Origin of the sequence: Brasilonema octagenarum UFV-OR1 (genome assembly GCF_963888615.1) — a bacterium.
Taxonomy (GTDB): Bacteria; Cyanobacteriota; Cyanobacteriia; order Cyanobacteriales; family Nostocaceae; genus Brasilonema; species Brasilonema sennae.
Genome location: NZ_CAWPKW010000377.1, coordinates 1 through 24651, shown reverse-complemented (window position 1 = coordinate 24651; position 24651 = coordinate 1). Strand labels below are relative to the sequence as shown.

General features: G+C 40.4%; 14 protein-coding genes. 4 read left to right on the top strand and 10 right to left on the bottom strand.

Annotation, left to right across the window (positions count from 1 at the left end; all coding sequences use genetic code 11):
* Nucleotides 1–123 precede the first annotated feature (123 nt).
* On the bottom strand, nt 124–1812 hold the full coding sequence (locus AC5590_RS33605) for a DUF8738 domain-containing protein (RefSeq protein ID WP_169267552.1): 1689 nt from the start codon (nt 1810–1812) through the stop codon (nt 124–126).
* A 612-nt stretch (nt 1813–2424) separates the two neighbouring features.
* Here AC5590_RS33605 and AC5590_RS33600 point away from each other — a divergent pair.
* Nucleotides 2425–3678, top strand: coding sequence for a glycoside hydrolase family 10-like protein (locus AC5590_RS33600; RefSeq protein ID WP_169267551.1), 1254 nt, complete (start codon nt 2425–2427; stop codon nt 3676–3678).
* Nucleotides 3679–3787: 109 nt separating this feature from the next.
* Here AC5590_RS33600 and AC5590_RS33595 read toward each other — a convergent pair whose 3' ends face one another.
* From AC5590_RS33595 to AC5590_RS33585, 3 genes are all read right to left on the bottom strand, one after another.
* A complete protein-coding gene (locus AC5590_RS33595; RefSeq protein ID WP_169267550.1) occupies nt 3788–4183 on the bottom strand; it encodes a Spy/CpxP family protein refolding chaperone in 396 nt (131 codons plus the stop codon).
* A gap of 188 nt (nt 4184–4371) precedes the next feature.
* On the bottom strand, nt 4372–5871 hold the full coding sequence (locus AC5590_RS33590) for a site-2 protease family protein (protein WP_169267549.1): 1500 nt from the start codon (nt 5869–5871) through the stop codon (nt 4372–4374).
* A gap of 418 nt (nt 5872–6289) precedes the next feature.
* Entirely contained in the window at nt 6290–7384 is a 1095-nt protein-coding gene (locus AC5590_RS33585; protein ID WP_169267548.1) for a hypothetical protein, read from the bottom strand.
* 640 nt (nt 7385–8024) lie between these two features.
* Between AC5590_RS33585 and AC5590_RS33580 the strand changes: the two genes are divergently transcribed.
* From AC5590_RS33580 to AC5590_RS33570, 3 genes are all read left to right on the top strand, one after another.
* A complete protein-coding gene (locus AC5590_RS33580; RefSeq protein ID WP_211178656.1) occupies nt 8025–9671 on the top strand; it encodes an ABC1 kinase family protein in 1647 nt (548 codons plus the stop codon).
* 87 nt (nt 9672–9758) lie between these two features.
* Nucleotides 9759–10127, top strand: coding sequence for a hypothetical protein (locus tag AC5590_RS33575; protein WP_169267546.1), 369 nt, complete (start codon nt 9759–9761; stop codon nt 10125–10127).
* Nucleotides 10128–10930: 803 nt separating this feature from the next.
* Nucleotides 10931–11377, top strand: a complete 447-nt coding sequence (locus AC5590_RS33570) for an NUDIX hydrolase (RefSeq protein ID WP_169267545.1) — start codon at nt 10931–10933, stop codon at nt 11375–11377.
* Between the two features lie 665 nt (nt 11378–12042).
* Here the strand turns inward: AC5590_RS33570 and AC5590_RS33565 are convergent.
* The 6 genes from AC5590_RS33565 to AC5590_RS33540 all read right to left on the bottom strand — a co-directional run bounded on the left by AC5590_RS33565 (nt 12043) and on the right by AC5590_RS33540 (nt 24001).
* Nucleotides 12043–15312, bottom strand: a complete 3270-nt coding sequence (locus AC5590_RS33565) for a GAF domain-containing protein (RefSeq protein ID WP_169267544.1) — start codon at nt 15310–15312, stop codon at nt 12043–12045.
* 160 nt (nt 15313–15472) lie between these two features.
* Entirely contained in the window at nt 15473–15868 is a 396-nt protein-coding gene (locus tag AC5590_RS33560) for a response regulator (protein ID WP_169267543.1), read from the bottom strand.
* Between the two features lie 368 nt (nt 15869–16236).
* On the bottom strand, nt 16237–16614 hold the full coding sequence (locus AC5590_RS33555) for a response regulator (protein WP_169267542.1): 378 nt from the start codon (nt 16612–16614) through the stop codon (nt 16237–16239).
* 438 nt (nt 16615–17052) lie between these two features.
* Nucleotides 17053–17430 carry a response regulator gene (locus tag AC5590_RS33550; protein WP_169267541.1) on the bottom strand — a complete coding sequence of 126 codons (378 nt, stop codon included), beginning with the start codon at nt 17428–17430 and terminating at the stop codon, nt 17053–17055.
* Between the two features lie 181 nt (nt 17431–17611).
* Entirely contained in the window at nt 17612–21634 is a 4023-nt protein-coding gene (locus AC5590_RS33545) for a PAS domain-containing protein (RefSeq protein WP_169267540.1), read from the bottom strand.
* Nucleotides 21635–22105: 471 nt separating this feature from the next.
* Nucleotides 22106–24001 (bottom strand): response regulator, encoded by a 1896-nt coding sequence (locus tag AC5590_RS33540; RefSeq protein ID WP_169267539.1) that lies wholly within the window; start codon nt 23999–24001, stop codon nt 22106–22108.
* Nucleotides 24002–24651: the final 650 nt, after the last annotated feature.

Here is a 24651-nt window from a genome sequence, read left to right as displayed (position 1 = left end):
AGGGGTGCCCGATAGCGTAGCGTGCCGTTAGGCATAGGGCGGGGTGAGGTTTTTTATTGTAAGTAATTAACCGAACTTGATATTATAAGTTTTTCCTATTCCCTGTCTCCAATTTTCTATCCTTTACTGAGAGCGATTGCTTATTCGGTTCCAAGCTTTGACTATGAGCCGTAAATCTTTGGGTAGGCTATTTTGAGAAATGTCGTTGTATTTAACCGTACCATCGCGGCTAGTCAGAGTGTATGTGATGTAATCAGCAGCGCCGTTGGGTGCTGGATAACTTAGGTTTCGGAATTCATCGCTTTGCCGTTCAAGCAATTGCTGAAACCTTTCTACAAGTTCATGAGGAATGCGGCGAATGCGACGCTCAGAATCATTTGTATCACCAATCCGAACACGAATCAGACGTCCGTCGTCGAGCAAAACAGTTTCGTATGTTCTGCCAGCAAAGCCACCACTGGAGATTTGTCGAAAAATCACACTGCTATCTAAAGGTGGTGGTAACTCACTTCTGGGGATGGAAATTGGCTTGAGCGATGTATTATTATCATCAGCAACTGGGCTAGCCTTTTCATCAAGAAAAACAGCACCTGATTCGCCAACACGATAAACCAAGCGTTGTTGTCCATCACTGACAGTGACCTCCCAACCTGGTACTATAACTGCAGCACATACAGTTGACGGATCTGCTAGACCCAAACAACTATCGGGCCATTGTCTTTGTTTGACTTCAACTATCCGTACTTGCGAAATCGGTGCTCCTAAACGCTTAGAGGCTCGTACCAAAACTCTCTCAGCAATGTCTCTGGGTAAGTTAACATTAGGTGTTTCACCATACTGCTGTGAAAGTTGAATTCGAGAACCGCGCTCATCAGTGAAAAACACCCAACGATTTAGCCCAGCAGCTACTGTAACTTGCCAACCAGAAATGGCGTTGTCACAAGGATAAGCATTATTCTGAAGCTCGCACCCATTCCATCGAGTTGGTTGAGATGCAACAATCGAGAGCGAACTTGCAGGTAAACCCGACTCTTCAGTTGCCCGACGCAACACAGCATCTCTGACTATTGCCGGTAACTTGCCTTCACTGAAGTTGCTTTCGTTTTTATTAAACCTGATTTTGGAACCTGTTGCATTAGTATGATAAACCAAGGTTTGGTTAGTTGCTTTGACAACGACCCGCCAACCCTTTTCTAAAGCCTGAGTACAAGCTTCATCTGACCTTGGTAAGTTCAAACAGCCATTGTTCCAAGTCTGCTGTTGAGCTTGAATGATAGTAAATTCAGACGTTGGTAAATTCAAGCGTTGGGATGCGGCTTGCAAAACAGCATCCTCTATATAATTTGGAAAGTTTTGTGCCACACTTGTCAGAATATACGGATTTGCTAAGCGAATAGAACGCCCATTGCTATCGGTATGATAAATCCATGTTTGATTACCATTCGAGAGGACAACTCGCCAACCAGGAACTAATGCTTGAGTGCAAAGTTCGTCTGGATTCGGTAAATCCATGCATCCGTTACGCCAAGTCCGTTGAGTGTAGTCAATAATTTCTAGTTTTTTAGTCGCAGTTGGTTCTCGGTTAGATAAATCTTGTAGTATCGCAGAAGCAACTGTACGCGGTAAGTTATTAGTTTTAATATTTTCTTTTAGGACTTGGTTTGCCGTATCTGCAAAATAGTTTGCGGGGGCAGCAGTCGCACTTTTTATAGCCCATAAACTGCAACCAACAGACAAAATCCCAGATAAAACTAACGCTGTGAAAAATTGTGCTTGTTTCGTAGTACTATAATTTTTGAGAGTGTTTTTCATAGAAGTAAGATAAAGTTAAGTATAGTGAAGATAATAAATTTAACGTCTGTATATTAGTGAATAGATATTAGTATGCGTCAACAGACAGAAACTAATAACTATAAACTCTATCCAGAACAAATGAGTTTATTATCCCTCATAATAAGAAGGATTTGGGATAATTAAAGCGCCTCTGTTTCGAGACAGATGTGAAGACAGACGTGACTATTATTGTCTGTTGTTCCTTTGTTTTTATACTAGATTTAGGTCAGGTGAAAAGACCTCACCCTACTGAGTGACCTGATTGGGTGATTTAGAGGGAGAAAAACTCAGAAGGATTACTGATTGACATCCTCCCCAAGAAAGCTACTCGGCTTTTGGTGGGGATTCGGGCAGGCTCACGCGCAAGAGTTCGCTGCTGATTCGGTTGTGAGCTTCGATGTTGAGTATATGTTAGCACATATAATCGACCAGACGGCAGAAACTATAAATCTTGAAAAAAGATAAACAATATATGTTACTAGTATCGCTAAGCGGGCATGCTATGTACAAGCAACATAGCAACTTTTGCCCATTGCTCTAAGTCACTTTTGATAGTTTTCTCATACAAAATCTAATTTTTTTTACAAGTAGATGATGAAAAAATTGGTGAAGTGGTGCCACAGGCTTCTATCGCAGGAATCTCTGGCAATTAAGAAACAGTCATTTTTCGTACTTTTGGTAAGTTTAAGTATGGTAGGTGCAATTCTGCTTTCGTTTCCTTTATATGCTCAAAATACTCCTTTGCGTCCGCAGACATCTGAGTTACGCGGGGTGTGGTTAACGAATATAGATAGTAATGTGCTGTTTGCGCGTGATCGCCTGCAAAACTCTTTACAAACCCTGAAAAACTTAAACTTTAACACTGTATATCCTACTGTTTGGAACTGGGGTTGGACACTGTACCCGAGCAAAGTGGCACAAAAAGTTACTGGGCGATCGCTTGATCCAGCCCCCGGACTGCAAGGTCGAGATATACTCAAGGAAATTGTCACACTCGGGCATCAAAAAAACCTAACAGTCATTCCCTGGTTCGAGTTTGGCTTTATGGCACCCGCTGACTCACAACTCGCCAAAAATCGTCCGCAATGGCTGACCAGCCGCCGTGACGGTAGTAAAATTTGGAAAGAAGGTGCTGAGAACCGGGTTTGGCTAAATCCCTTTCACCCTGAAGTTCAACAATTTATACAAGATTTAGTTGTCGAAATCGTTAAAAACTACGACATTGATGGTATTCAGTTTGATGACCATTTCGGCTTGCCGTATGACTTGGGATACGACGCCTACACAGTCGCATTGTACAAAAAAGAACATCGCGGTAAAGCTCCTTCAACAAATTCTCAAGACGCTGAATGGGTAGGGTGGAGAGCTAATAAAATAACTGACTACATGAAACGGGTATTCCAGGCAATCAAAGCAACTAAGAAAAATTGTCTTGTCTCTGTATCGCCTAATCCTCAGGAATTTTCCTACAAATCCTTTTTAGCAGACTGGCAAACGTGGGAACGACTCGGACTTATTGAAGAACTGATTATACAAATATACCGTGATGACTTAAATGTCTTTGTTCAAGAACTTGAGCGCCCAGAAGTGAAAGCAGCACAAAGTCATATACCAGTAAGCATAGGTATTATGACTGGGTTAAAAGCCAAACCCGTATCCATGCAACAAATACAAACACAAATACAAAAAGTGCGAGAACGCAACTTTGCTGGAGTCTCGTTCTTTTTCTACGAAACCCTATGGAATATGACTGGTGAAACACCACAACAACGTCAAGCTAGTTTCCAGAAAATTTTCCCAACATCAGTTGCTTATCCAAGTCTGCTGGCTGGTTGGAAACCTTAACAAGTAGAAAAGTGGGGAGAAAAAGTAAAGGTGGGTTTTCAAACCCACCCCTACTTCAAAATTCAAAAAAGAGCTAATAGTTCTTCACAGCAGAGATTTTTGCCTTGATTTACTGGCTTTGCCGCTTTTGTTCACGCATTTGCTTCCATTGTTGCTGCTGTTCTGGAGTCAGCAGGGCTTGCATCTGAGTTTTGGTATTTTGCCTAATTTCTTTCATTTTCGCTTTTTGGTCAGCGGTCAAATTCAAGTTTGGCTTTTTACGTTGTTGCCTAGCCTGCTCCTTTTGAGTCCGTTGCTCTGGAGTGAGCAGCGCATCAATTTGTTTTTTACTAGATTCCCGAATTTCTTTCATTTTCGCCTTTTGGGCATCAGTCAGGTTCAACTTCGCTTGCCATGCCTCTGCACGGCTGCCTGGAGCTGCAACGCCAGCATGAGTAAAAATTACTGGGGAGGTAGCGAACATGACCATGATAGCTGCGGGCAAAAGCAAAGCTTTCATCTTCATAACAAAAGTCGAAATTTCTTGTAGGTTTAGGTGGCCAACAAGGGATCCGCTTGTTGTATTATCTTAGACTGGGCAAAAATGAGAATGGTTCAATGAAACCGAAGAAAACTTTTAGGAGTTTCTTTTCTAGTTTTGTATTCATCACTACAGTTTTCCCCGAATGAAAGTGTGATGAACAACACTACATTTTAACCGCCAATTCCCAGACGCCCTGCTAAACCCGGAGTGAGTGGAAGCAGAGTAGCAACCATCAAAAACAAAGCCAAAAGACCCAAAGCAGCGCGTGCATCATCGGGTTCGCTAATTTCATTCAAGCTGGGACGTTCTAAATCTCGTTGTAAAAACACAATCACAATTGCCCAGTACAAAGCTAAAGGAGTACCCAGAGATACTAACACCAGCACAATTAGAGTTGCTACTGTTGCTCGTCCTGCAATTTTTCGTCCATAAATCGCTTGGACAATACGACCACCATCTAGTTGACCTGCTGGCATTAAATTTAAAGCAGTAACGACCAACCCTAACCAACCAATGACGACAAGTGGATGTATATCGACCAAAGGTGACTGTAATGCCGAACCAAGAATAACTCGCGCCAAAGTTCCCACCAGAATTGAACCAGAGAAAAACTCATTTGGCAATTGAAATAGACTACCTTTGTGAGAAAGTAGCAATCCAGCCACCAACATTAATAAAGATACAATTCCTCCAACAGCTGGTCCTGCTAGGGAAATATCGAATAGTACCTTGCGGTTAGGTAGTAAAGATTCAAAACGAGTAATAGCACCGAACGAACCAATTTGTATCGCGGGAAGAAAGTAAGGCCAACTGAGGCGGATCTGATGACGACGGGCGAGCAACCAATGACCGATTTCGTGAGCTATCAAAACTGTTAAAATTCCAGCACCGATGGGTATAACTTCTCGGAAACGTTCTGGGTTGGAAAAGAAATCAAAATTCAGGAGTAGCCCTGCAGTTTCCAAACTTGTAGCAATTGTTCCCACCAGCAAGATAACAGCAAAAACTTTCTGCGGTAATGTCATCGGACGGGGGTCATTGCGACTGGGAAGCACAATGATTACAGGTTTGCCATCTGTATTTTCCACTATAAATAGACGATATTTATCACCTAAACGTTCTTGCAAACTCGCGCTTAGAGTGTTATGAACCGCTTCTGGCTCTCCTCGCAGGTTTCCTTTAAAGATAGCCCCTTCCTGGTAAGCAATGGTTTCTGTGGTAAAAAAGGTATCAAGGCCGAAAATACCTTTAATCATGTTCAAGTCTTCTTCAGGAATTGATAAGACTTCAGGTTTTAACTGTGCAGTTCCTTCCGGAAGATTGGAATTATTTGTAGGACTACCTTGCTGCTGGACCTCAGCTTCAAGCCTTTGGGTTGCCCGTTGCCTGAGTATTGCATCCTGTCCGGCTGCTCGCAACTGTCTTCCTAAAAAGACGTACACTCCGGTGGATACGACCAACAAGAACAATATGCCTACTATATTGACGTAAATTCCAGCTGCAAACAAACCAAAAAACAGCAACCAAGGAATCATCAATACCACCGACTGTAACCACGCTAGAATTCCCAGCTTGCCATAAGGTCTGGCGCGATAAAAGCCCCAACCTAAAATTCCGAAAGCGACCAGCACAACAGTGGCGACAATAGGTGTTTCTGAAGAAGTCAACATCTTTTAACCTTTTTAAACTTTTGCTTTTGAAACCAAGCCTGAGTAAGTCAGTTGTTCGCCGATATTAAACGGATATTAATAATTTATAACGAGGCTGTCGCTGATTAAAGATTGATGTGGCGAATTAGCGTGATATTGAGTCAGGCTTAATTATAGCGGTTCTGATTTGAATCACATACATCACCACGAATAATGTGAAAGTGCATGCACTTTCACTACAGATAGTGTGTATTACACCCAACACCACCAAGCACTACAGTCATATAAGTAAATTGCGCGCCTCCGTCAGAGGAGACACGCAATACCATTATGTTCAAGTGGACTTGACATTCAAAAAGTATTATGCAGTCTGGGACAAACTTGCTTGATTCGTGAAACTAAGTTTTTCGGTGTTATCCTAAATTAATTTATTTCCGTATTAGTTCCCAATAGGTGGAGCAAGAGCTACACGCGGAGTTCCACCACCACCGACGCTATTTGAGCTATTGTTATCAACAATGTGAAGTGCTTGGAATAGCTTCATAAAGTCTTCATAAAATGAACCATTAGATCCCTCGAAATTGTAACCAAAGGTGTTGCGAAACTCTTGTGTGACTCCGTCCTCTACTGCAAAGTAGTGAGCATCCCAGCCTGCGTCGTCAACAACGTAAGCACCATAATCTTGCAAGGCATGAAATAACTTTTTAGCAGCAGGTGTTTCCAAGTTGAGATTTTGTTCGGTTACGTATGCAGGAACTGCCAGTAGTGTCCCCTGTACCAGAGAGGAGTTTTTACCGTGGTATTGGTTAGCTGCATTGGCATCTGCTCTATCTGCAGGCCAGCGATGCCCGGGATTAGACTTAGAGTAGTAGAGGTATTTTTCGCCCCAAATGACAACTTTTAAGGCATGACGAATTGGTTGATCGCTAGTTAATTCACCTTTGCGAATAGAACCACCAATCGACGAAAGACCAGAACCAAAATGTGCTCCACCTATTCCATCACTGTAAATATCAACATTTGGAAAACGCCAACCGTAGATGTCGCCTCCTTTTTTACAGCGAGCAAGAGGTTCAAGCTGTATGAGAGTTTTTCCATCAGGCATCAAGAAGGCTGATGCGTTGTTGGGGGTGTGATATGGGTTATTCGTGGCGTCTGGAACGATAAGGTCGTCTGGAATCGGCAGCCAGGTGTTCATAGATGTGGTGCCTTTACAGCGTCCTTCACCCCAAGCACCAGGAGCATAAACTTGACGCCACGGATCACTATCCTTGAGTTTGAAGAAATATTCTTTATCTGCTGCAGCATAGCCAGCTTTTCCAATATTTGCGGGAATATAATTTGCACTCGAACCAATTGGCATATTCCAAGGTGATGTGGATGCAAATGGCCAAAGAAATTTGTCACGTGTAGAGGTTTGACCAGGACTAGGGGTTGCAAAACAGTTAATAAGTAGAGCGGCAATGACACTAGCGACAAATGCAACTGTGTAAGACATCCGCTTACGCCTTGTCAAAGGTTGAGTAATGCTCATCAAAAAGCCACTCCTCAATTATTTTCCGTAATAATGCTATTTCTTGGCATGGTTAATCAGATAATGTGCTTGCCAATTATGCCCGTAATATCGTACATAAAGTCGTTCACATTTTTACAAACTTGTCTTTTTTTAAAGAAAAACTTACAAGAATATAAAGTTTTGATTTGGAAGTCATTTATTCTTCCTTTTATTTGCGATACATGGCATCATCATTCTAGTTTTCCATTTTAAAGCATTATATTATACTTCTCATGGCTAAGAAGAGTTTTCCGGATAAAGACGATAATCTTTTTAAATCAGCTTGAAGTGATGTTGTTATATAAAATTTTATACTTAATAAATAATGTATAAATAAATAATTTAAAAAATAAATACTGAAATATACTATCTAACCCTCAGATCATATAAGTATATATACTTTTATGTACTAATATAAAATAAAAGATAAAAAGTAACGTTAAGTAAACATTAGCGATCAGAACAAGGGACAACAAAGCAAATGCATACCAAAATTTGTATGCCTTGTGAAGGTATCCTTGTTTGGCTTTAGACAGTAAAACCTTTTTCAGTTTAAGAGGAAGATAAGGGAGTGAACTGGCAAACCCTTACACAACAAAATCATCGACGCTACGATCCAATGGCGATCGCCCGCTACTACCGCTACCGTCCTTGGCTAGCTTGGATGCGGGCGATAAAGATTATCTGGTTTTTTGCAGTATTTATTCTTAGTCTCAAGTGGGATCAATGGCGAAATCAAGAGGAGCAAAACAAGTTCAAACGAGCGACTCAATTGCGGCTGTTGCTAACCCGCCTTGGTCCGACGTTCATTAAAGTTGGTCAAGCCCTCTCAACACGACCAGACTTGATACGTAAAGATTATCTAGAAGAACTCATCAAGCTACAAGATCAGTTGCCAGCTTTTGATAGTGGACTCGCGTATAAAATTATTGAAACCGAACTAGAACGTCCAATTAGCGAAATTTTTAGTTCGTTGTCCTCATATCCCGTGGCTGCAGCTAGTTTGGGTCAAGTTTATCGTGGTCGTTTGATGAGCGGCGAAGAAGTGGCGGTGAAAGTACAGCGCCCCAACTTGCGCCCAACTCTTACACTTGACCTTTATCTGATGCGATGGGCGGCTAGTTGGTTAGCTCCTTGGTTACCCTTAAACCTCGGTCATGACTTGGCAATGATTGTGGACGAGTTTGGCACCAAGTTATTTGAGGAGATAGATTACATCAACGAAGCCCGCAACGCGGAGAAATTTGCTAATAACTTTCACAACGACCCCCAGGTTAAAATACCGGCGATATATTGGCGTTACACCAATGTCCATGTTTTAACCTTAGAGTGGATTAACGGCTTCAAACTGACCGAAACAAACAAAATCCGCGCAGCAGGTTTAGATCCAGAGTTAGTCATCCAAGTTGGCGTGACTTCTGGTTTACAACAACTCCTAGAGCATGGCTTCTTCCATGCTGATCCACATCCAGGTAATTTATTTGCCATGCCCGATGGTCGTATGGCTTACATAGACTTCGGGATGATGGATCAGTTAAATGAAACCACAAAAGAAACTCTGGTAGATGCGCTCGTACACGTAGTTAATAAAGAATTCGACGAATTAGCCCAAGACTTTGTGAAGCTAGGTTTTCTCAGTCCAGACACGGATATTCGTCCGGTTGTACCAGCATTGGAAACAGTTCTGGATAATGCTATTGGCAAAAATGTAGGGGATTTTAACATCAAAACCATTACTGATGAGTTCTCGGAACTGATGTATGAATATCCTTTCCGAATCCCTGCACAGTTTGCTTTGATCATTCGTTCTGTGGTAACGCAGGAAGGAATTGCCCTCAGCCTCAACCCGAATTTCAAACTTGTTGAAGTAGCATACCCATACGTTGCAAGGCGCTTGTTGACAGGCGAATCTCCACAACTGCGGCGACGTTTGCTGAATGTGCTTTTTAAAGATGGTAAATTCCAGTGGTCTCGGTTAGAGAATTTGATTGCGATCGCCCGCAGTGATACTAACTTTGACGTATTACCTACGGCTCAATTGGGATTGCAATATTTACTTTCTGATGAAAGCAAGTTTCTGAGGCGACAGTTAGCGCTTGCTCTTACTGAAGATGATCGTCTTCATACAGAAGAAGTCCAACGCTTATGGAATTTGGTCAAAGATGACTTAAAACCAACTCGCTTATTCAACGTAGCGATTGGAGTTTTGACAGAATTTTCCCGAGAGGGAGTAGCTGCTATTCTACCGAAAGCCTTAAAAGAATGACGAATTATGAGTGAAAAATTATGACTAAATATTATTATTCATAATTCCAAACTCATAATTCCGTACTCAACATCTACAGGAGTTTTCATGTACTATATTTCTCAACATCCACCCTATTTTCTATTCGTTGTTGGATTATTTGCAGCATTAGTTTGTGACCTCGCGTTATGGGGAACGCTGAAAGTTATTGTTCATAAATGGCAAGACGATGGTGCAGAAACTTCTGGTTCTCGTCTACCGATTAGACATTTATCTATACCATTTATAGGAATTACTGTTGGTCTTGGTGTATTTCTCTGTTGCGGTTTTGAAATATTTGGCTTTCCGCCCTTAATTGCCTATGGAATTGGTATACCAGTTGCTCTTATAACTGCCTTGCTGATTTGGTTACAGTTGGGAAGTATGCTAACTTTTGTAGAACGCCAAGGAATACAAGCTCTAGATTTAGATTCTTAGCAGGAAAATCACTCGTTAACAAATCAGGGTACCTGATATCTTGCACCTCCGGCTGAGTACGCCCAGAACTGAAGTTCGTGGCTCATAAACCAAGTCCGTTAAAACGGAACGGCACATGCTTTAAGTCGGGAAACTCTAGCCGAGCAGTGCCTCCTGAAAAACTTACTCAGCCCGTTTTAACGGACTTAGACTTTGAGCCAAGAAATAAATTTCTTGGCGGACGAAAAGTATGCTGCAAGATATCAGGTAGATATTACTTCTACCGTATTTATGTTGTTTGAAATACAGGAATCCGGTTTTTTTTGAATTTACTAGTTGAGGTAGGAACGCATTACAGCCAACGCCTAGAGCGGTTAGGCGCTCGCGCTCACCGTTGAAGCCTCAGCCGAACGGGAACATGAAACACCCGAATGCTTAACTCTGAATGCTTAACATAAACTGTACTGAGTTGGGTTCAAAAATGAATAGGAATCCTATATTAACCTTACTTTTCTACGTATCGAATACTTGATTTTCTATTAAATTTTTTTTGTAAGTAAGTGGCTTTCATTAAAAATAAAATGTAGTGCGGATCGGACAGCCCGCGAGCGAGACGCTCGCACTACTACTATCTACGAATTGATGACGCTTACCTAGTTATTTATTATTTTAACATATATACTTCACCAAAAATTATAATTTATGTCTTGTATCCTTGCTCACATAAAAACTTAAGTTAAATTATGCCTTTGATAGGAAGTCAAGGAAAACCATAAAAAGGTTTTTCTTAAGAAGAACATTGATATCGAAGGAATCAAAATTCCATGAGCCAAAAAGACAGCAAAGTACTTCAGCAATCAGGGGTCATTCCATATCGAGTCAGAGAGGGAAAAATAGAAGTTTTGCTAATTACAACTCGAAATCGTCAGGAATGGGTTGTGCCGAAAGGAGGCATTTGTAATGGAATGAGTCCACCAGAATCAGCAGCAAAAGAGGCGTGGGAAGAAGCTGGAGTTATCGGTCAAGTAGAAACTTATGAAATTGGCTGTTATAAGTATCGCAAACAGGGTAATATTTACCAAGTTAGAATGTTTTTGTTACCAGTCCAAACAATTTTAGAAGAATATCCAGAAGTCAATCAAAGAAAGCGTCAATGGCTAGATATTAGCAAAGCTATTAGGTGTGTCAGGAGCAAGTCGTTGAAAAGAATGTTTAAGACTTTAAAAAATCAGGATAAGAATTCAGAATCCAGAACCCATAATTCTGAATGAATAAAGCAATTGTTGCTATTGTAGTAATGATTACCACCAAATCTCTATCGTTGAAAATCTTGATTTGACAAGCATTATGACGACTGGCGACTGATGCTTGTATTCTTACAAATCAAGTGATTTAGTAGTTAGTATAGCTACTTTATGAAGATTATTGACTTAAGATTTGAACTTAACAATTTACAAAGTTCTACCATAAAATATTCTCTGGAAAAAAATGACCTCTTAAGCCATATAAAGAGGTCACCAATACAACTCTATCGTTTTCATCTCAGGTTCCCTCTGCTCGTACAGCTAGAAGGGACTAGAAAAAGAGTAATGGTTCTTTTTCTAAACGAGTTAAAGGATATACAAAAATTCTGAAGAAATTCTGTATGTGTGAGGCTGATTTCGCATTGTATTTAATTACAATGGACAAACTGAACGAGTCAATATGCGATTTTTAGATGCGATCTGCGCGGAGTGCAGCAGTGAAGCTATCGCTTGTAATACCATTTCACAAAATTCCTGATACAAATGATTGGTTTCTAATTCTTTCCCCCTGCTCGGGTGCTTCCCATTTGTATTAACCTTAAAGTGAAACGGTATAACGGGTTGCGAACGCCGCACGTTATAAAGAACAGAATGATAGAATCTCGAACTCAGGTGCAAGCAAACAAGCCCAGCTAATTCACCTTAAATGTCCGTACACTCTCTTGCAGCTGCTGGGAAATCTCCACTGTTTTTTGGAGAGACCCACAAACTTGGTGAAACGAGTTGCTGGTGATTTCAGAAACTTTTGCAATGTCTTGCATAAGAATAGAGACATCTTTAGAGGTTTCCACTTGAGAGATTGTAGCATCAGAAATTGACTGCACGAGTTGGTCAATGTGACGACAGACTTCAAGAATGTGGTTCAAGCTGTGTTTGGTATTTTGAACCAGATGCGTTCCTTTGATCACCTGCGTGCTTCCCAACTCCATAGCCTTGACGACTTCCCGGGTTTCGAGTTGGATATTGGCAACAATTTCTTCAATTTCTGCACTGGCTTCGCTACTTTGAGCTGCTAGTAAAGAAATTTTTTCAACAATGATAGCAAAACTTTGCACTTCTCTATCACCACGCGCCGCTTCAACATTAGTGTTGATAACTAAACCACTGTTGATAACTAACAAGTTAGTTTGTATGGCAATTTCATTAATCAATGCTACCACACGCGAAATTCGTTGCAAAGACTCTCCAAGACGGTTGACTTTTGTGTGGGTTCCCTCTATCACTTTGCGCAATTCAATACTATTTTCGACTGTCAGGTCTATCGCTGTGCTACCTACTTCGGCTGCATGATATGCCGTACTAGCAACTACTGCAGCCTGTTTGGCGCTTTTTGCGACAGCTTTAATCGATTGCCTCATTTGGTCAACAGCATCTAGGACACTACTAATTTCCTGTGCTTGTTTGAGTGCTTTAACTGCCAGTTCACCTGTTGAGCTTGAGTTATCTGCAATGGCAGCATTCACCTGAGTTGCGCCTAGTTTGACTTGGATAACAATATCCTGCAAACTCTCCAATAAGGAGTTGAAAAAGTCAGCGACAATACCAATTTCCCCATCAGTGACTTCAGCACGTACTGTCAGGTCACCTTGATATCCTCCTTCTAAATGCTCTATCAACGTTAGGAGTTGCATTTCTAGTGTTTCTTTCTGCTGACGTTGCAGTTGAGAAGCTTTTTGAGCTGCTTGGCGTCCTTCTTCGGCTTGCTTCAAAAAATTGGCTCGTTCTAAAGCCAGCCCAACAATTCTGGCAAATTGCTCAAACAAATCTATTTCTGACTGTTGCCATAGACGTGGTTGAGAGCATTGATGAGCTATCAACAAACCGAGCAGGTTGTTACCTACTAAAATTGGTGCAACCAAATTTGCTTTGACTGCAAACGGTTCTAGTTGTTTGAGATAACACTCGTTCAGTTGAGCTTGGTAAATATTGTCGATGGCGACAATACGACCTTGGCGATACTTGTCAACATAATCTTTCAAACATGGATCGTAAATTTCTGCACCGAGAGTTGGGGACCAACCTCTAACTACTGATTCTGCAATGACGCTGCCGTGCAAATTTTCGTCTATTTTGTAAATGAGTGCTCGCTCTACCTTCAAGGCTTTACGGATGCCTTGAACTGCTAAATTGTAGATATCTTGTGAGTTATGGGTTTTAGACAAGTGGATGGCGAGGTCTTTTAGTGTCTGTGTAACTTCAAATAAACTCACATGTTCCAAAGTCAGCCCCACTTGAAGTGCCAAATGCCGCAAGAAATTAATTTCATAAGGCTGCCAAACATGAGCTTTCTGACAGTGATAAGCAATCAAAAAGCCTAAGACTTGGTTATCTTTTAAGATTGGCGTTACCAAATTCGCTTTGACTTGCAATTTTTCCATCAATTTCTGATGTTCGGGAGAAAAATCTGCCTGCAAGATATTGCCCTGAGCCGTAACCCGATCTTGTTTGTAAGCCTGTATAATTTCTCTATGAATACAGGGATCTTCAAATGTCTCCTCAAAAGCTACAGGCAAACCAGGAGCAGCAGATTCAGCAATGACTTGTCCGCCTTCTTTCGCATTGAACTGATAAATAACGACTCGATCCGCTTTGAGTGCCTGTCTTGCTTCTGTAACTGTGATGTTGAACAATTCTTCAGGATTAAGCGAAGAGCGAATTAAGAGCAAGATGTTTGTCAATAACTTTAATTGCTCGGCTTCAGCGGTTTGTTTTTGTAGTAGGTCTTGCACTTGATCTGCCATGTAGTTGATTTGAGAAACCAAAGTTGCAAGTTCATCTTCGCCTTTGATGACAACCCGAGTATTAAGATTGCCTTGACTCAATTTTTGCACTGCCATAGTAGCAGCTTTAATTGGCTTAATCAGACGATTAGCTATGCCTGCTGCAATTGCACCAACTAGTAATGCCATTAGAAGCGTCCCTGCTAATGTTAGTAATAATTGTCTCTCGGTTGCAAATGCAGTTGCTGTATCTTGACTCAATATTAATGTCCAATTCAAATCTGGCAAACCTTCTACTTTTTGCAAAGGCGCATTGGTCACTAATTTTTCAACGTTGTTTTTCTTATCAAAGAATATCTGAGTTTTGATTTTTTTCTCTGTATATAGTTGTTTTAAGTTAGGAATCTCTTCTTTTGGATAGAAATTAGTTTGACTCTTGGTCTGAGAAAAAAATATTTGTCCGGAAGCATCTACAAGCTGGTAATCATCTTGACTCACTTGAGGAATTAAGACTTCCTTTGCTAAAGCTTTGACAGGTATAATTGTTCTGACAACATAGATAGTTTCAGCCGTGTCTTTGTCTTTGACAGGCGCAGCGATATAAATTCTATAATTATCTTTATATGTCTCTACACTTTTTGTGGCTGTAGGCTGGCTAATATATGGCTTGTTATTTTTAAGTACTGTTTTAAAATAGCCTTCATTTTTCTGGCTAGGAATCAATTGTCCTGCTGAATCAGCAACTAAATTACCATCTATATCAAAAATGGCAATGCTTTCATAGCTGTTTTCAATATTTAAGTAGTTACTTAGCCGTGCTTGCATTTGTTCACGACTTATCACTCTCCTCAAGTTGCGATTTTGTAAGAATGTTAGTTTAGAGAGAATTTCAATATCTCCATATCGTCTCATCATAAAATGGCTGAGATTATTTTCTAATAATCTGGCTTTGTCTTGCTTGTTTTTAGTAATTTCTTTTGTTGTTGATTCGTTCAAGAAGTAATAGGTAACTGCCCCAATTCCTAAAAATGGAAGTGCACCAATAAGAAATGTAAATGCTATGATTTTGGTACGTAAACTTATCTGTCTTAACCAAGAAATAATTAGCTTTTCATCAAATAACTGCTGAGTCTTCTCAGTATTGAGTTGAAATTGTTGTTGGAAAAAATTATGTTTAACCATATGTTGATATTCACAGGTAAAAAACTTGAATGGTCACGTAACAAAAATTACTGGTGAATACAATGTTTGACATCAACAAAGTATTTTTTGTGCCCACCTACTTAATAACCCTGAATAACCTCATTAAAAAAAACACATTATTTTTATAATTTTGTGCCTTTCAATCCTCTAAGTTCCAATCAAGAAATTTTGCAATTTGAGAAACCAGAGTCAGAGGGTTAAAAGGTTTAGCGATCGCCCCCACCGCACCTAATCCTAAAAACCGACACCTTTCAGTTATATTCGACTTAGATGTTAAAAAAACTATAGGTATTGCTTGAGTCTTGGCGTTTAACCGTAGTTGTTGCAAACAAGCAACACCATCCATTTCTGGCATCATTACATCTAAAATAATGGCATCAGGTTTCAACTTCTGTGCTTTGATTAAACCCTCTGCGGCAGATTGTGCTTCCTCAACCTCCCACCCTCCTAGGTTTTTCAGACAAGTTTTCACAATCAGTTGTATATTAGGTTCGTCATCAATATATAAAATTCTCTTAGCAACAGGTTCTATCATTGTTTTTTCTTATTGCACCTTTAATAGGTAGCAAATCATATAAAAGTTTTATAAGACTAAACTTCTGTTTGAAGTAAGTACAGTATTTTATTACAGGATTCCTAAATGTTGGAGATCAACAGTTATCACTTATCAAACAATATTCAATCAGTTAAGTGTTAACACTTAACTGATTGAATGGTGTACTTATAACACACGAAACAAGCAACTTTCTTTCACGAATGCTAACAAATAACTTATTTAGCCTAAAACTACATGAAAAAATGTAGATGCTTACTTTATCCAAGTTATGCGATAAACATGAGGAAATTCTGAGGATTAGCAAGATTTAGTGGGTGGAAATAGTATGGAATTAGACTAAAACAAACTTACTCCCATCTCAGAAGTACCTTAATCTGGTTTGGTAAATCTACAGGATCAAAAGGTTTGATAATTATACCTGCAACGCCTAATTGTGCAGATTCATTTGAGTTGACAGGCTGTGTGCTAGCAGTTAGCAAAATCACTGGAATTGTTCGCGTAACTGGATTAATTCGCAATGCGCTTAATAACACTAATCCATTCATATCAGGCATGACAACATCTAGCAGAATCAAATCAAAGAGTTCAGTTTGGACCAATAGTAGTCCTTCGCTACTAGATGTGGCTACTAGCACTTGCCAACCTCCTAGATATTCTAAAGAAATTTTAATAATGGTACACAGATTTTCTTCATCATCAATAACCAAAATACGCTTTGGTAACATAGCTTTATTTGTGTCTTTCCCTCATTTAGAAAAAATCAAATCCAAAAAATATTAGACTTTCAAAACTCATCTCAAACCATTGCACTGTCTAGGCTAATTTCTAATTTCTGGAGATATCTATGACAAGTAAGAGTCAAGAGCCAAGAGTCAAGAGTTAAGAGTCAAGAGTCAAGAGGGGTTTTAAGTCGTACCTGTTCAGCTTAGAATAGAAATACACAAAAAATGCCTAATTTTGACAATAAACTGCAAAAATAAGAAAATAATGAGGATATTTCCGATTTTGGTGGTACCTGTTATTTTGCATATACGAAGATAACACCACAATTTCATCTATCTATATTTTTTTATAGATAAATCATACAAAAAACTGTCAAGCTATTACATGGATACTTACTAAAAATTCTTTATTTTTTGCAATACACTCATAATTGCTTGATATTATTCCCACCCTACTAATTCAATCACCCGGTTCACCAATTTCAAGGGATCAAAAGGTTTAGGAATCACACCTACGATGCGTAACTGTGCATATTGATTCAAGTCTACCTGCTGCACTATAGCAGTCAGCAAAATTACTGGAATTTTTTGAGTCAAGGAATTCTGTTGTAACTTATGAAATACTACTAGCCCGTCCATATCAGGCATCATGACATCTAGTAAGATAGCATCGGGAAGTTCAGTTTCAGCTAATGTTACTCCTTCACTACCAGATAAAGCTGTTAGTACTTGCCAATGTCCTATGCTTTCTAAACAAGCTTTAATAACAAGACACAGATTTTTTTCGTCATCAATAACCAAAACGCGCTTCACTAACATAGCTCCACCTTCATCTTTATAGTCGGCTGTTGCGCGTAATGCAATTTTAAGGGCGTTACAGCTTAGTCCTAAATAAATGAGGATGGATTGTAGTTATGCACACAGTACGAAATAGCTGCTACCAGATAACTAGTATGATATAGCACAAAATCAGTACATAGGTGAAAGGTGATCAAGAAGATCAAACATTGGCTTCGTTTTGGGGCGGTTGAGGTAGAGTGAAGTGAAAAATACTCCCTTTTCCTAAGACACTCTCAGCCCAGATTCTACCGCCATGATGTTGTATGATGGTGCGACAGATAGCTAAACCTAAACCTGTTCCTCCTTTTTGACGGGAGTCACTAGCATCGACCTGCTGAAATCGTCCAAAAATACTTTCTAGCCGGTCATCAGGAATCCCTCGTCCTTGGTCTTGAACTTGAAAGACAACATGGTGTGGCAGCGCCTGCACACAAAGCGTTACTGTAGTTTGTGGAGGCGAAAATTTAATGGCGTTGCTCACCAAATTGACAAGAGTTTGAATAATTTGGTCTGGATCTGCCCAAACTTGCAGGGTAGAAGGTATAATGCGGAGCGTAATATTATTTTCTGTTGCTAGCGATCGCATCGTTTCTACAGACTGACGTATTAATACAACAGCATCACACCATTGCTTGGCCAAACAAACTTTGTTAGCTTCTAGCCGCTCTAAGTCGAGAATATAATTCACCAAACGAACCAAACGTTCTGTATCGCTGGCGGCGATTTCTAACATTTGTTGAGAAGTGTCAGGTTGGTTTTTGAGCACGCCAGCAGCGAGTAATCCCAAAGAACCACGAATTGATGCAAGAGGTGTTCGCAGTTCATGACTGACAATTGAGATAAATTCTTGCTTCATTTTCTCAATCGCCTGAGTTTCCGTGATATCTTCTACTGTCCCAATATGACCCACCAGTTCATCTGATTCGGAAAAGATCAGAACTCTCTTAACCCGAGCAAACCGGAGAGTTCCATCCCGGTGAACAAAACGCATTTCCTGAGAAAATTCTGTGTGTGTTGATAATGCACTCCACTGGAGTTGAGAAAGTTGGCGATCCTCGGGGTGAATAAACTGTGTCCAACCATACCCGAAAGCTTCTTCCAAGGTGAAGCCACAAATTGCCTGACAGCGAGGATTGGTATAAATCATTTGTCCTTGAGCATCCCCTTTAAAAATACCCATAGGTGCCAACTCGCTCAAAGAACGAAACAGATTTTCGCCACGGCGTAATTCTAATTCTATCCGTACGCGTTCGTGCAGTTCTTCTTGCAGTTGCTGGTAGAGTTGTGATTGTTGAATGGCGATCGCCATTTGGCTAGTTAACTGCTTAAGTAAATCTATTTCCCAAGTTTGCCATTCTCTTGGTTCATGACATTGGTGGACTATGAGCAATCCCCAAACGGTTTGCTTTTGGATGATGGGAACCACTAACTCTGCCCTAACTTCAAGTTCTGTTAAAAAGTCCGCAAAGCAGGGTATTATTTCAGCTTTGTTAAGGTCCGTAAGAATGTAAAGTTCTCCTTGGAGATACCGTTGAAGACATTGTTCTGGGAAAGTCTCTTCAGGAAATAACCGATCTAAAATCCTAATCGATTCTTCTTTGGCAACAGCTTCCGCAACGATGCGTCCAGTTTTATCTGGCTGCATTTGGTAAACTAAAACTCGCTGAGCTGCTAGCAATTTTTGTACTTCGACGACGACATTGTTAAGGATTGTTGCCAAGTCAAGGGACTGGCGTATTTGTTGAGTCAGCCGTGTGATCAACTGCTCTCGTTCTACTTGCTGTTGCAGGATTGCTTGAGAACGTTCCAATTCAAGCGTACGTTGTTGAACTCGGAGTTCTAACTCCTGATTCAGTTGCTCAAGAGCAGCTTCGGCAAGTTTGTGCTCTGTGATATCCTGTGAAATTCCAATTAGGCGCTGAAGTTGTCCAAATTCATCTTTAACTGGAAACGCTCGTTCTCGAATCGACCGTACTGTTCCGTCTGGACGTACGATGCGATACTCATCTTCAAACGCTTCTTGGTGTGCTCTTTGACGAACAGTAACTAGGACTCTTTGTTGATCATCAGGATGTAAGCTCTCCAGCCACTCAGTCTGATTCGGGTACAAGCTTTCACGCTTGCGCCCCCAAATTCTTTCGTAAGCTGGACTAACGTAGATTGTCTGGTTCTTTACGGGGTTTACTATCCAAAAGACATCTTGAATATTTTCTGCAATCTGGCGAAATCTTTCCTCACTTTCTGCCAGAGCAACTCCAGCTAGTTTGTGTTCAGTTATATCCTCTGCAATTCCTGCAATACTTTGGATATGTCCAAATTCATCCTTAACTGGAAATGCTCGGTCTCGAATCCACCGCACTGTTCCGTCTGGACGCACGATGCGATACTCATATTCAAATCCTTGGTGCGCTTTTTGAGCAACAGTTGCTAGGGCTGTTTGTTGATCATCAGGATGTAAACTATCTGTCCATTCATTCCAATTGGCGTACAAACTTTCGCGTCTGCGCCCCCAAATTTTTTCGTATGCTGGGCTGACGTAGACTATTTGACTATGTGTGTAATCTGATATCCAAAAGACATCCTCAATATTCTCTGCAATCTGGCGAAATCGTTCTTCACTTTCTCTCAAAGCAACTTCGGCGAGTTTGGATTCAGTGATATCCTGTGCAATTCCTATGACACGTTGGAGTTGTCCAAATTCATCCTTAAGTGGAAACCCTCGGTCTCTAATCCACCGTACTGTTCCGTCTGGACGCACAATGCGATACTCATGTTCAAACTGTTCTTGGTGACCTTTTTCACGAGCAGTCGCTATCACTTTTTCCTTATCATCAGGATGTAAGTTATCTATCCAGTCATTCCAATTGGCATACAAGCTTTCACACTTGTGCCCCCAAATTCTTTCGTAAGCGGGACTAACGTAGACTAGCTGCTGCTTTATAGGGTTTGCTATCCAAAAGACATCCTCAATATTCTCTGCAATCTGGCGAAATCGTTCCTCACTTTCTCTCAAAGCAACTTCGGCGAGTTTGTGTTCAGTGATATCTTCTGCAATTCCTGTAACACGTTGGAATTGTCCAAATTCATCCTTAAGTGGAAACGCTCGATCTCGAATCCACCGCACTGTTCCGTCTGGACGCACAATGCGATACTCATGCTCAAACTGTTCTTGGTGCGCTTTTTCACGAATAGTCGCTATCACTCTTTCCTTATCATCAGGATGTAAGCTATCTATCCAGTCATTCCAATTGGCATACAAGCTTTCACACTTGCGCCCCCAAATTCTTTCGTAAGCTGGACTAACGTAGATGAGCTGCTGCTTTACGGGATCTGATATCCAGAAAACATCTTGAATATTCTCTGCAATCTGGCGAAACCGTTCCTCGCTCTGTTTTAAAACAATTTCTGCCTGCTTGCGCTCGGTGATGTCTCGCTGGACTGATACCCAGTGAGTATACCAACCAGTTTCATCTTTGATTGGGAAAATACTGATTTCAACCCAGAATTCTCTACCATCTTTGGTGTAGTTAATCAAGTCCACTTGCACGGGTTGCCAGTTTTGCATCGCTGTGCGAATTTCATCTAAAGCGGCTAGGTCAGTTTTTTCTCCCTGGAGAATACGTGGTGTCTTGCCTAAAACTTCCTCTAGGGTATAAGCTGTTACTTTTGTGAAAGCAGGGTTAGCGTAGATAATTCTGGACCCAGGAGAGTCTATGGGTTCTGCTTCAGTAATCAGTACTGCGTCATTGGTATGCAAAATGACAGATTCCAAGAGACGCAGTTGTGATTCTTTGGCTTTGCGATCGCTAATCTCCATAATGATGCCAAGCATCTGCACTGCTTGACCTTCATTGTTATAAAAAAATCTTCCCTTTGCCTCAATCCAATGCATCGTGCCACTAGGCTCAAAAATCCGCAGTTCCTGATGATAATCACATCTGTCAATACATGCTTGATTCAAAGCTAAAGTCACAGCTTCTATATCATTTGGGTGAACAAGAGCCATAGCAGCTTCGTAAGTTTCTGGAAAAGTTCCAGGTGCTAGCCCAAATAACTGTTCATCACCGCTTGACAAAACGACACGATTACTCAGCAAATCCCAGTCCCAAGTTACCATTTTGGCGGCTGACAAAGCTAGGGCTAGTTGCTGATTCACCTTGGCTATTTCGTAACCATTACACATAAAATTTTATATTTTTTATTATTTTTTTTTGGATTAATTAAGATTAAGTAAATTCAGGTTTGATAATACTTAAAATCAAAGTTTTTCTGGAGCTATTAAAAAAACTTCCAGAAAAATATTGATGAAATATGATTCTCTTTCTCCAAATGTATTTTTTTCACTCTGATTTTGCTAATCATTATATTATTCTTGAGCAAATTTGATACAAAACTTCTCCATGCTGATAATTTTTTTGTTTTCAATATATATGAAAAGTCTATATAACTCGTATTTTATTTTTGACGAAGCTAGGTACACTTTCTGTTCCCCTTCGGGTGTGCGCAGAGCGCACGCTAAGAGCGAATGCGCAGCGTCTGGTGGAGGAGATACGCTCTTATCCTGCACCAGGGTTACCCTCCCGCAGCCGGTTGTCGTCACCTCATCAAGCACTTGTCTGACCAAATCAAACCGGATTCCTATAGAAGGAATAGTTTAGCCTTGACTAAGGGTTAATTTTTGAATTCGTGTCCGCTCTAACCTATTAAGAATACGAGTTATCAGTTCTTGTGCCATAAATTGCTTACATACATAATCATCAGCTCCTGCTGTATATACTTGATGCACTATTTTTGCATCACAATGAACCGAGAGAAACAGTACAGGCAAATGACTCCAACGGCTATCTTTACGAACCACTTGGCATAGTTCAATTCCATTAAAATCTGGCATTTCAATGTCTAAAATGAGTAAATCAGGAGTCGTTGCTTCTAACACTTTCCAAAATTGTTGAGGGTGTTGCAGTGTAGTGACGTTGAATACCCAAGGTAAAAGCAACGTTTTCACATGATTTAACGTAATCGGGTCATCATCTACAACCATGATTTTAGCTTTAGGAGCAATATGTTGATGTAGTGCTGTCTTTACAACAAACAACACCTCATCGATAGATATAGATTTTTGTAAAAAGATATATGCTCCCAGACGTGCAGCTTCCACTCGACAACGAAATTCCTCAGATGCAATAAAAACAATCACAGGAATTTCAGACATCTCCTGATGTATTTGGGCTAGGAAGGCTAAACCATTTTCCTGTGAATTGGAAAAAGTCAAGTCTAGTAAAATGACATCAGGAGGGCGTTGGCTAAGTAGGCTTCTTGCTATAGTCAAGTCTGTTGCGACCTCTACCTCCAAACCCCAAGTTGCTGCTTCTACTTTGATTCGTTCTGTGAAGACAGTATCATCATCAATGATCAACACTTGTGCAGATGATAGTTTAGAAGTTGAACGAGTAGCAGGTGTAGATGCCTGCTGGTGCAATATTTTTTTTAGTGATGTGATTAATTTCTCTAACTTCTTCAACTCTGGAGTTGGGGATTGCTTCTCAATACTGAGGGCTTGCAGATATACTTCGATTTCTTTTGCTATTTCTGAACCTTGATGCAAACCATAACATCCCAAAGTGCCAGCTAAGCGGTGAGCCTGTGTCTGTGCTTGCTCAAGTAGCTGGTTGTTTCGGTTTCCAGTTAATAAGTGTGCTAACACTTGCTCAAATAACTCTAACTGTTCTTCCAAGCTACTGTCTCTAAACTCTTCCCATATTTTTTTCACCAGAACTCTAACTTCTGCCTCGGCTTTGTGCTTGTCTAAAAGCTCAGTATGTAATGTTGATTGGTGTCTGCTGTGGTTGTGTGATTCTTGTTCGCTAGTTCCCTTTTGATTTTCTCGTAGCCGATAGCCTAATCCGTAAACTGTCTCAATCAAATCTTTGGTCAGGCCCACTGCTTTTAACTTTTGCCGCAGACCTTTAATTTGGGTTGTCACAGCTTCCTCTCCAGGAGATTCAAAGCATGACCAAACGCTATTAAGCAAAGCACTTCGACTGAATGTTTTGCGAGGATTTCGTAACAAAAGCTCTAATAAACCATACTCTTTGCGGCTGAGGTGTACAGTCTTGCCGTTGTAGGTCACTTCTCGAATGTTGGTGTCAAGTTGTAAGTTTTCCCAACTGAGTACAGTAGGCGTAACTATCCTTCCTCGCCGCAGTAACGCTCGAATCCGAGCTACTAACTCTGATATTTCAACAGGCTTGACTAGAAAATCATCTGCACCCACCTCTATAGCTGTAACGCGAAGGCTGGTACTATTTACTGCACTCAGCATCAGAATAGGCACTTGGTAACCCTCCTGACGGAGTTGACGACAAAGGCTAATGCCATCCATCTTAGGAAGCATCACATCTACCAGAAGTAGGTCAAACTCAAAGATCTTTGCCAACTCAAGACCATATTGACCATCATTTGCAGTTTCAATTTGGAAGTTATATGCTTTGAGTGCTTTTTGAAGTAATAAAGCATTAAGGTCATCATCTTCTACAACAAGAATTTTCATGCGAAAATCTCCCCTCTTGAGGTACTAACTTCTACTGTAGGCAAAAATATTAAACCTCATTTTCCAACTTTTTTCTCAGTATAACTTTAGTCACTTATATAACATAAGATCCTGATAGTGTATACAAACATAGCTTAGTGTGTAGTTGAGTAATGATTTATTCCTAATTTTTTTTACAAATACATGTGCTCACTTAACTCCGCAGCAAAGAATGTTTTCATACATTTGTTGAAAACAGACTTTCCTAGAATATTTATATGTAAATTCACCCTGAATATTTATATTTGCTAACTTTTTCAAATAGCAGCAAAGTAAAATAATTTGACTATTGGTTATCAAAAAATATTATAGCTATAAGAGTCAGTATTTATGTATTTTGTTCCGAAATATCACTTAAATTCTTCAAACAATCCAAAAAAGTAGGTAAATGGTAAATTTTCTTTGAGTGGCTTACCGTAGAATGCCAGGAAAACTGCATACATAAATAAGATTGTTATACCCTTTCACAAAAATCCTGATACATTTGACTCCCCCCTTCGGGTATGTCTGAGCCTTCGGCACAGCTAGCGCCGAAGGGCGCGCTGAGTCCCAAGGGGACACGCTGCTTTGTATCTCCTACGGAGACGCTGCTTTGTAAGTCCCAAAGGGAC

Coding starts and splice junctions, on each gene's coding strand:
- AC5590_RS33560 (WP_169267543.1), bottom strand. CDS start 15,868: ATGATAGAACCTGTTGCTAAGAGAATTTTATATATTGATGACGAACCT.
- AC5590_RS33550 (WP_169267541.1), bottom strand. CDS start 17,430: ATGTTAGTGAAGCGCGTTTTGGTTATTGATGACGAAAAAAATCTGTGT.
- AC5590_RS33585 (WP_169267548.1), bottom strand. CDS start 7,384: ATGAGCATTACTCAACCTTTGACAAGGCGTAAGCGGATGTCTTACACA.
- AC5590_RS33580 (WP_211178656.1), top strand. CDS start 8,025: ATGGCGATCGCCCGCTACTACCGCTACCGTCCTTGGCTAGCTTGGATG.
- AC5590_RS33595 (WP_169267550.1), bottom strand. CDS start 4,183: ATGAAGATGAAAGCTTTGCTTTTGCCCGCAGCTATCATGGTCATGTTC.
- AC5590_RS33600 (WP_169267551.1), top strand. CDS start 2,425: ATGATGAAAAAATTGGTGAAGTGGTGCCACAGGCTTCTATCGCAGGAA.
- AC5590_RS33605 (WP_169267552.1), bottom strand. CDS start 1,812: ATGAAAAACACTCTCAAAAATTATAGTACTACGAAACAAGCACAATTT.
- AC5590_RS33590 (WP_169267549.1), bottom strand. CDS start 5,871: ATGTTGACTTCTTCAGAAACACCTATTGTCGCCACTGTTGTGCTGGTC.
- AC5590_RS33540 (WP_169267539.1), bottom strand. CDS start 24,001: ATGAAAATTCTTGTTGTAGAAGATGATGACCTTAATGCTTTATTACTT.
- AC5590_RS33570 (WP_169267545.1), top strand. CDS start 10,931: ATGAGCCAAAAAGACAGCAAAGTACTTCAGCAATCAGGGGTCATTCCA.
- AC5590_RS33545 (WP_169267540.1), bottom strand. CDS start 21,634: ATGTGTAATGGTTACGAAATAGCCAAGGTGAATCAGCAACTAGCCCTA.
- AC5590_RS33565 (WP_169267544.1), bottom strand. CDS start 15,312: ATGGTTAAACATAATTTTTTCCAACAACAATTTCAACTCAATACTGAG.
- AC5590_RS33575 (WP_169267546.1), top strand. CDS start 9,759: ATGTACTATATTTCTCAACATCCACCCTATTTTCTATTCGTTGTTGGA.
- AC5590_RS33555 (WP_169267542.1), bottom strand. CDS start 16,614: ATGTTACCAAAGCGTATTTTGGTTATTGATGATGAAGAAAATCTGTGT.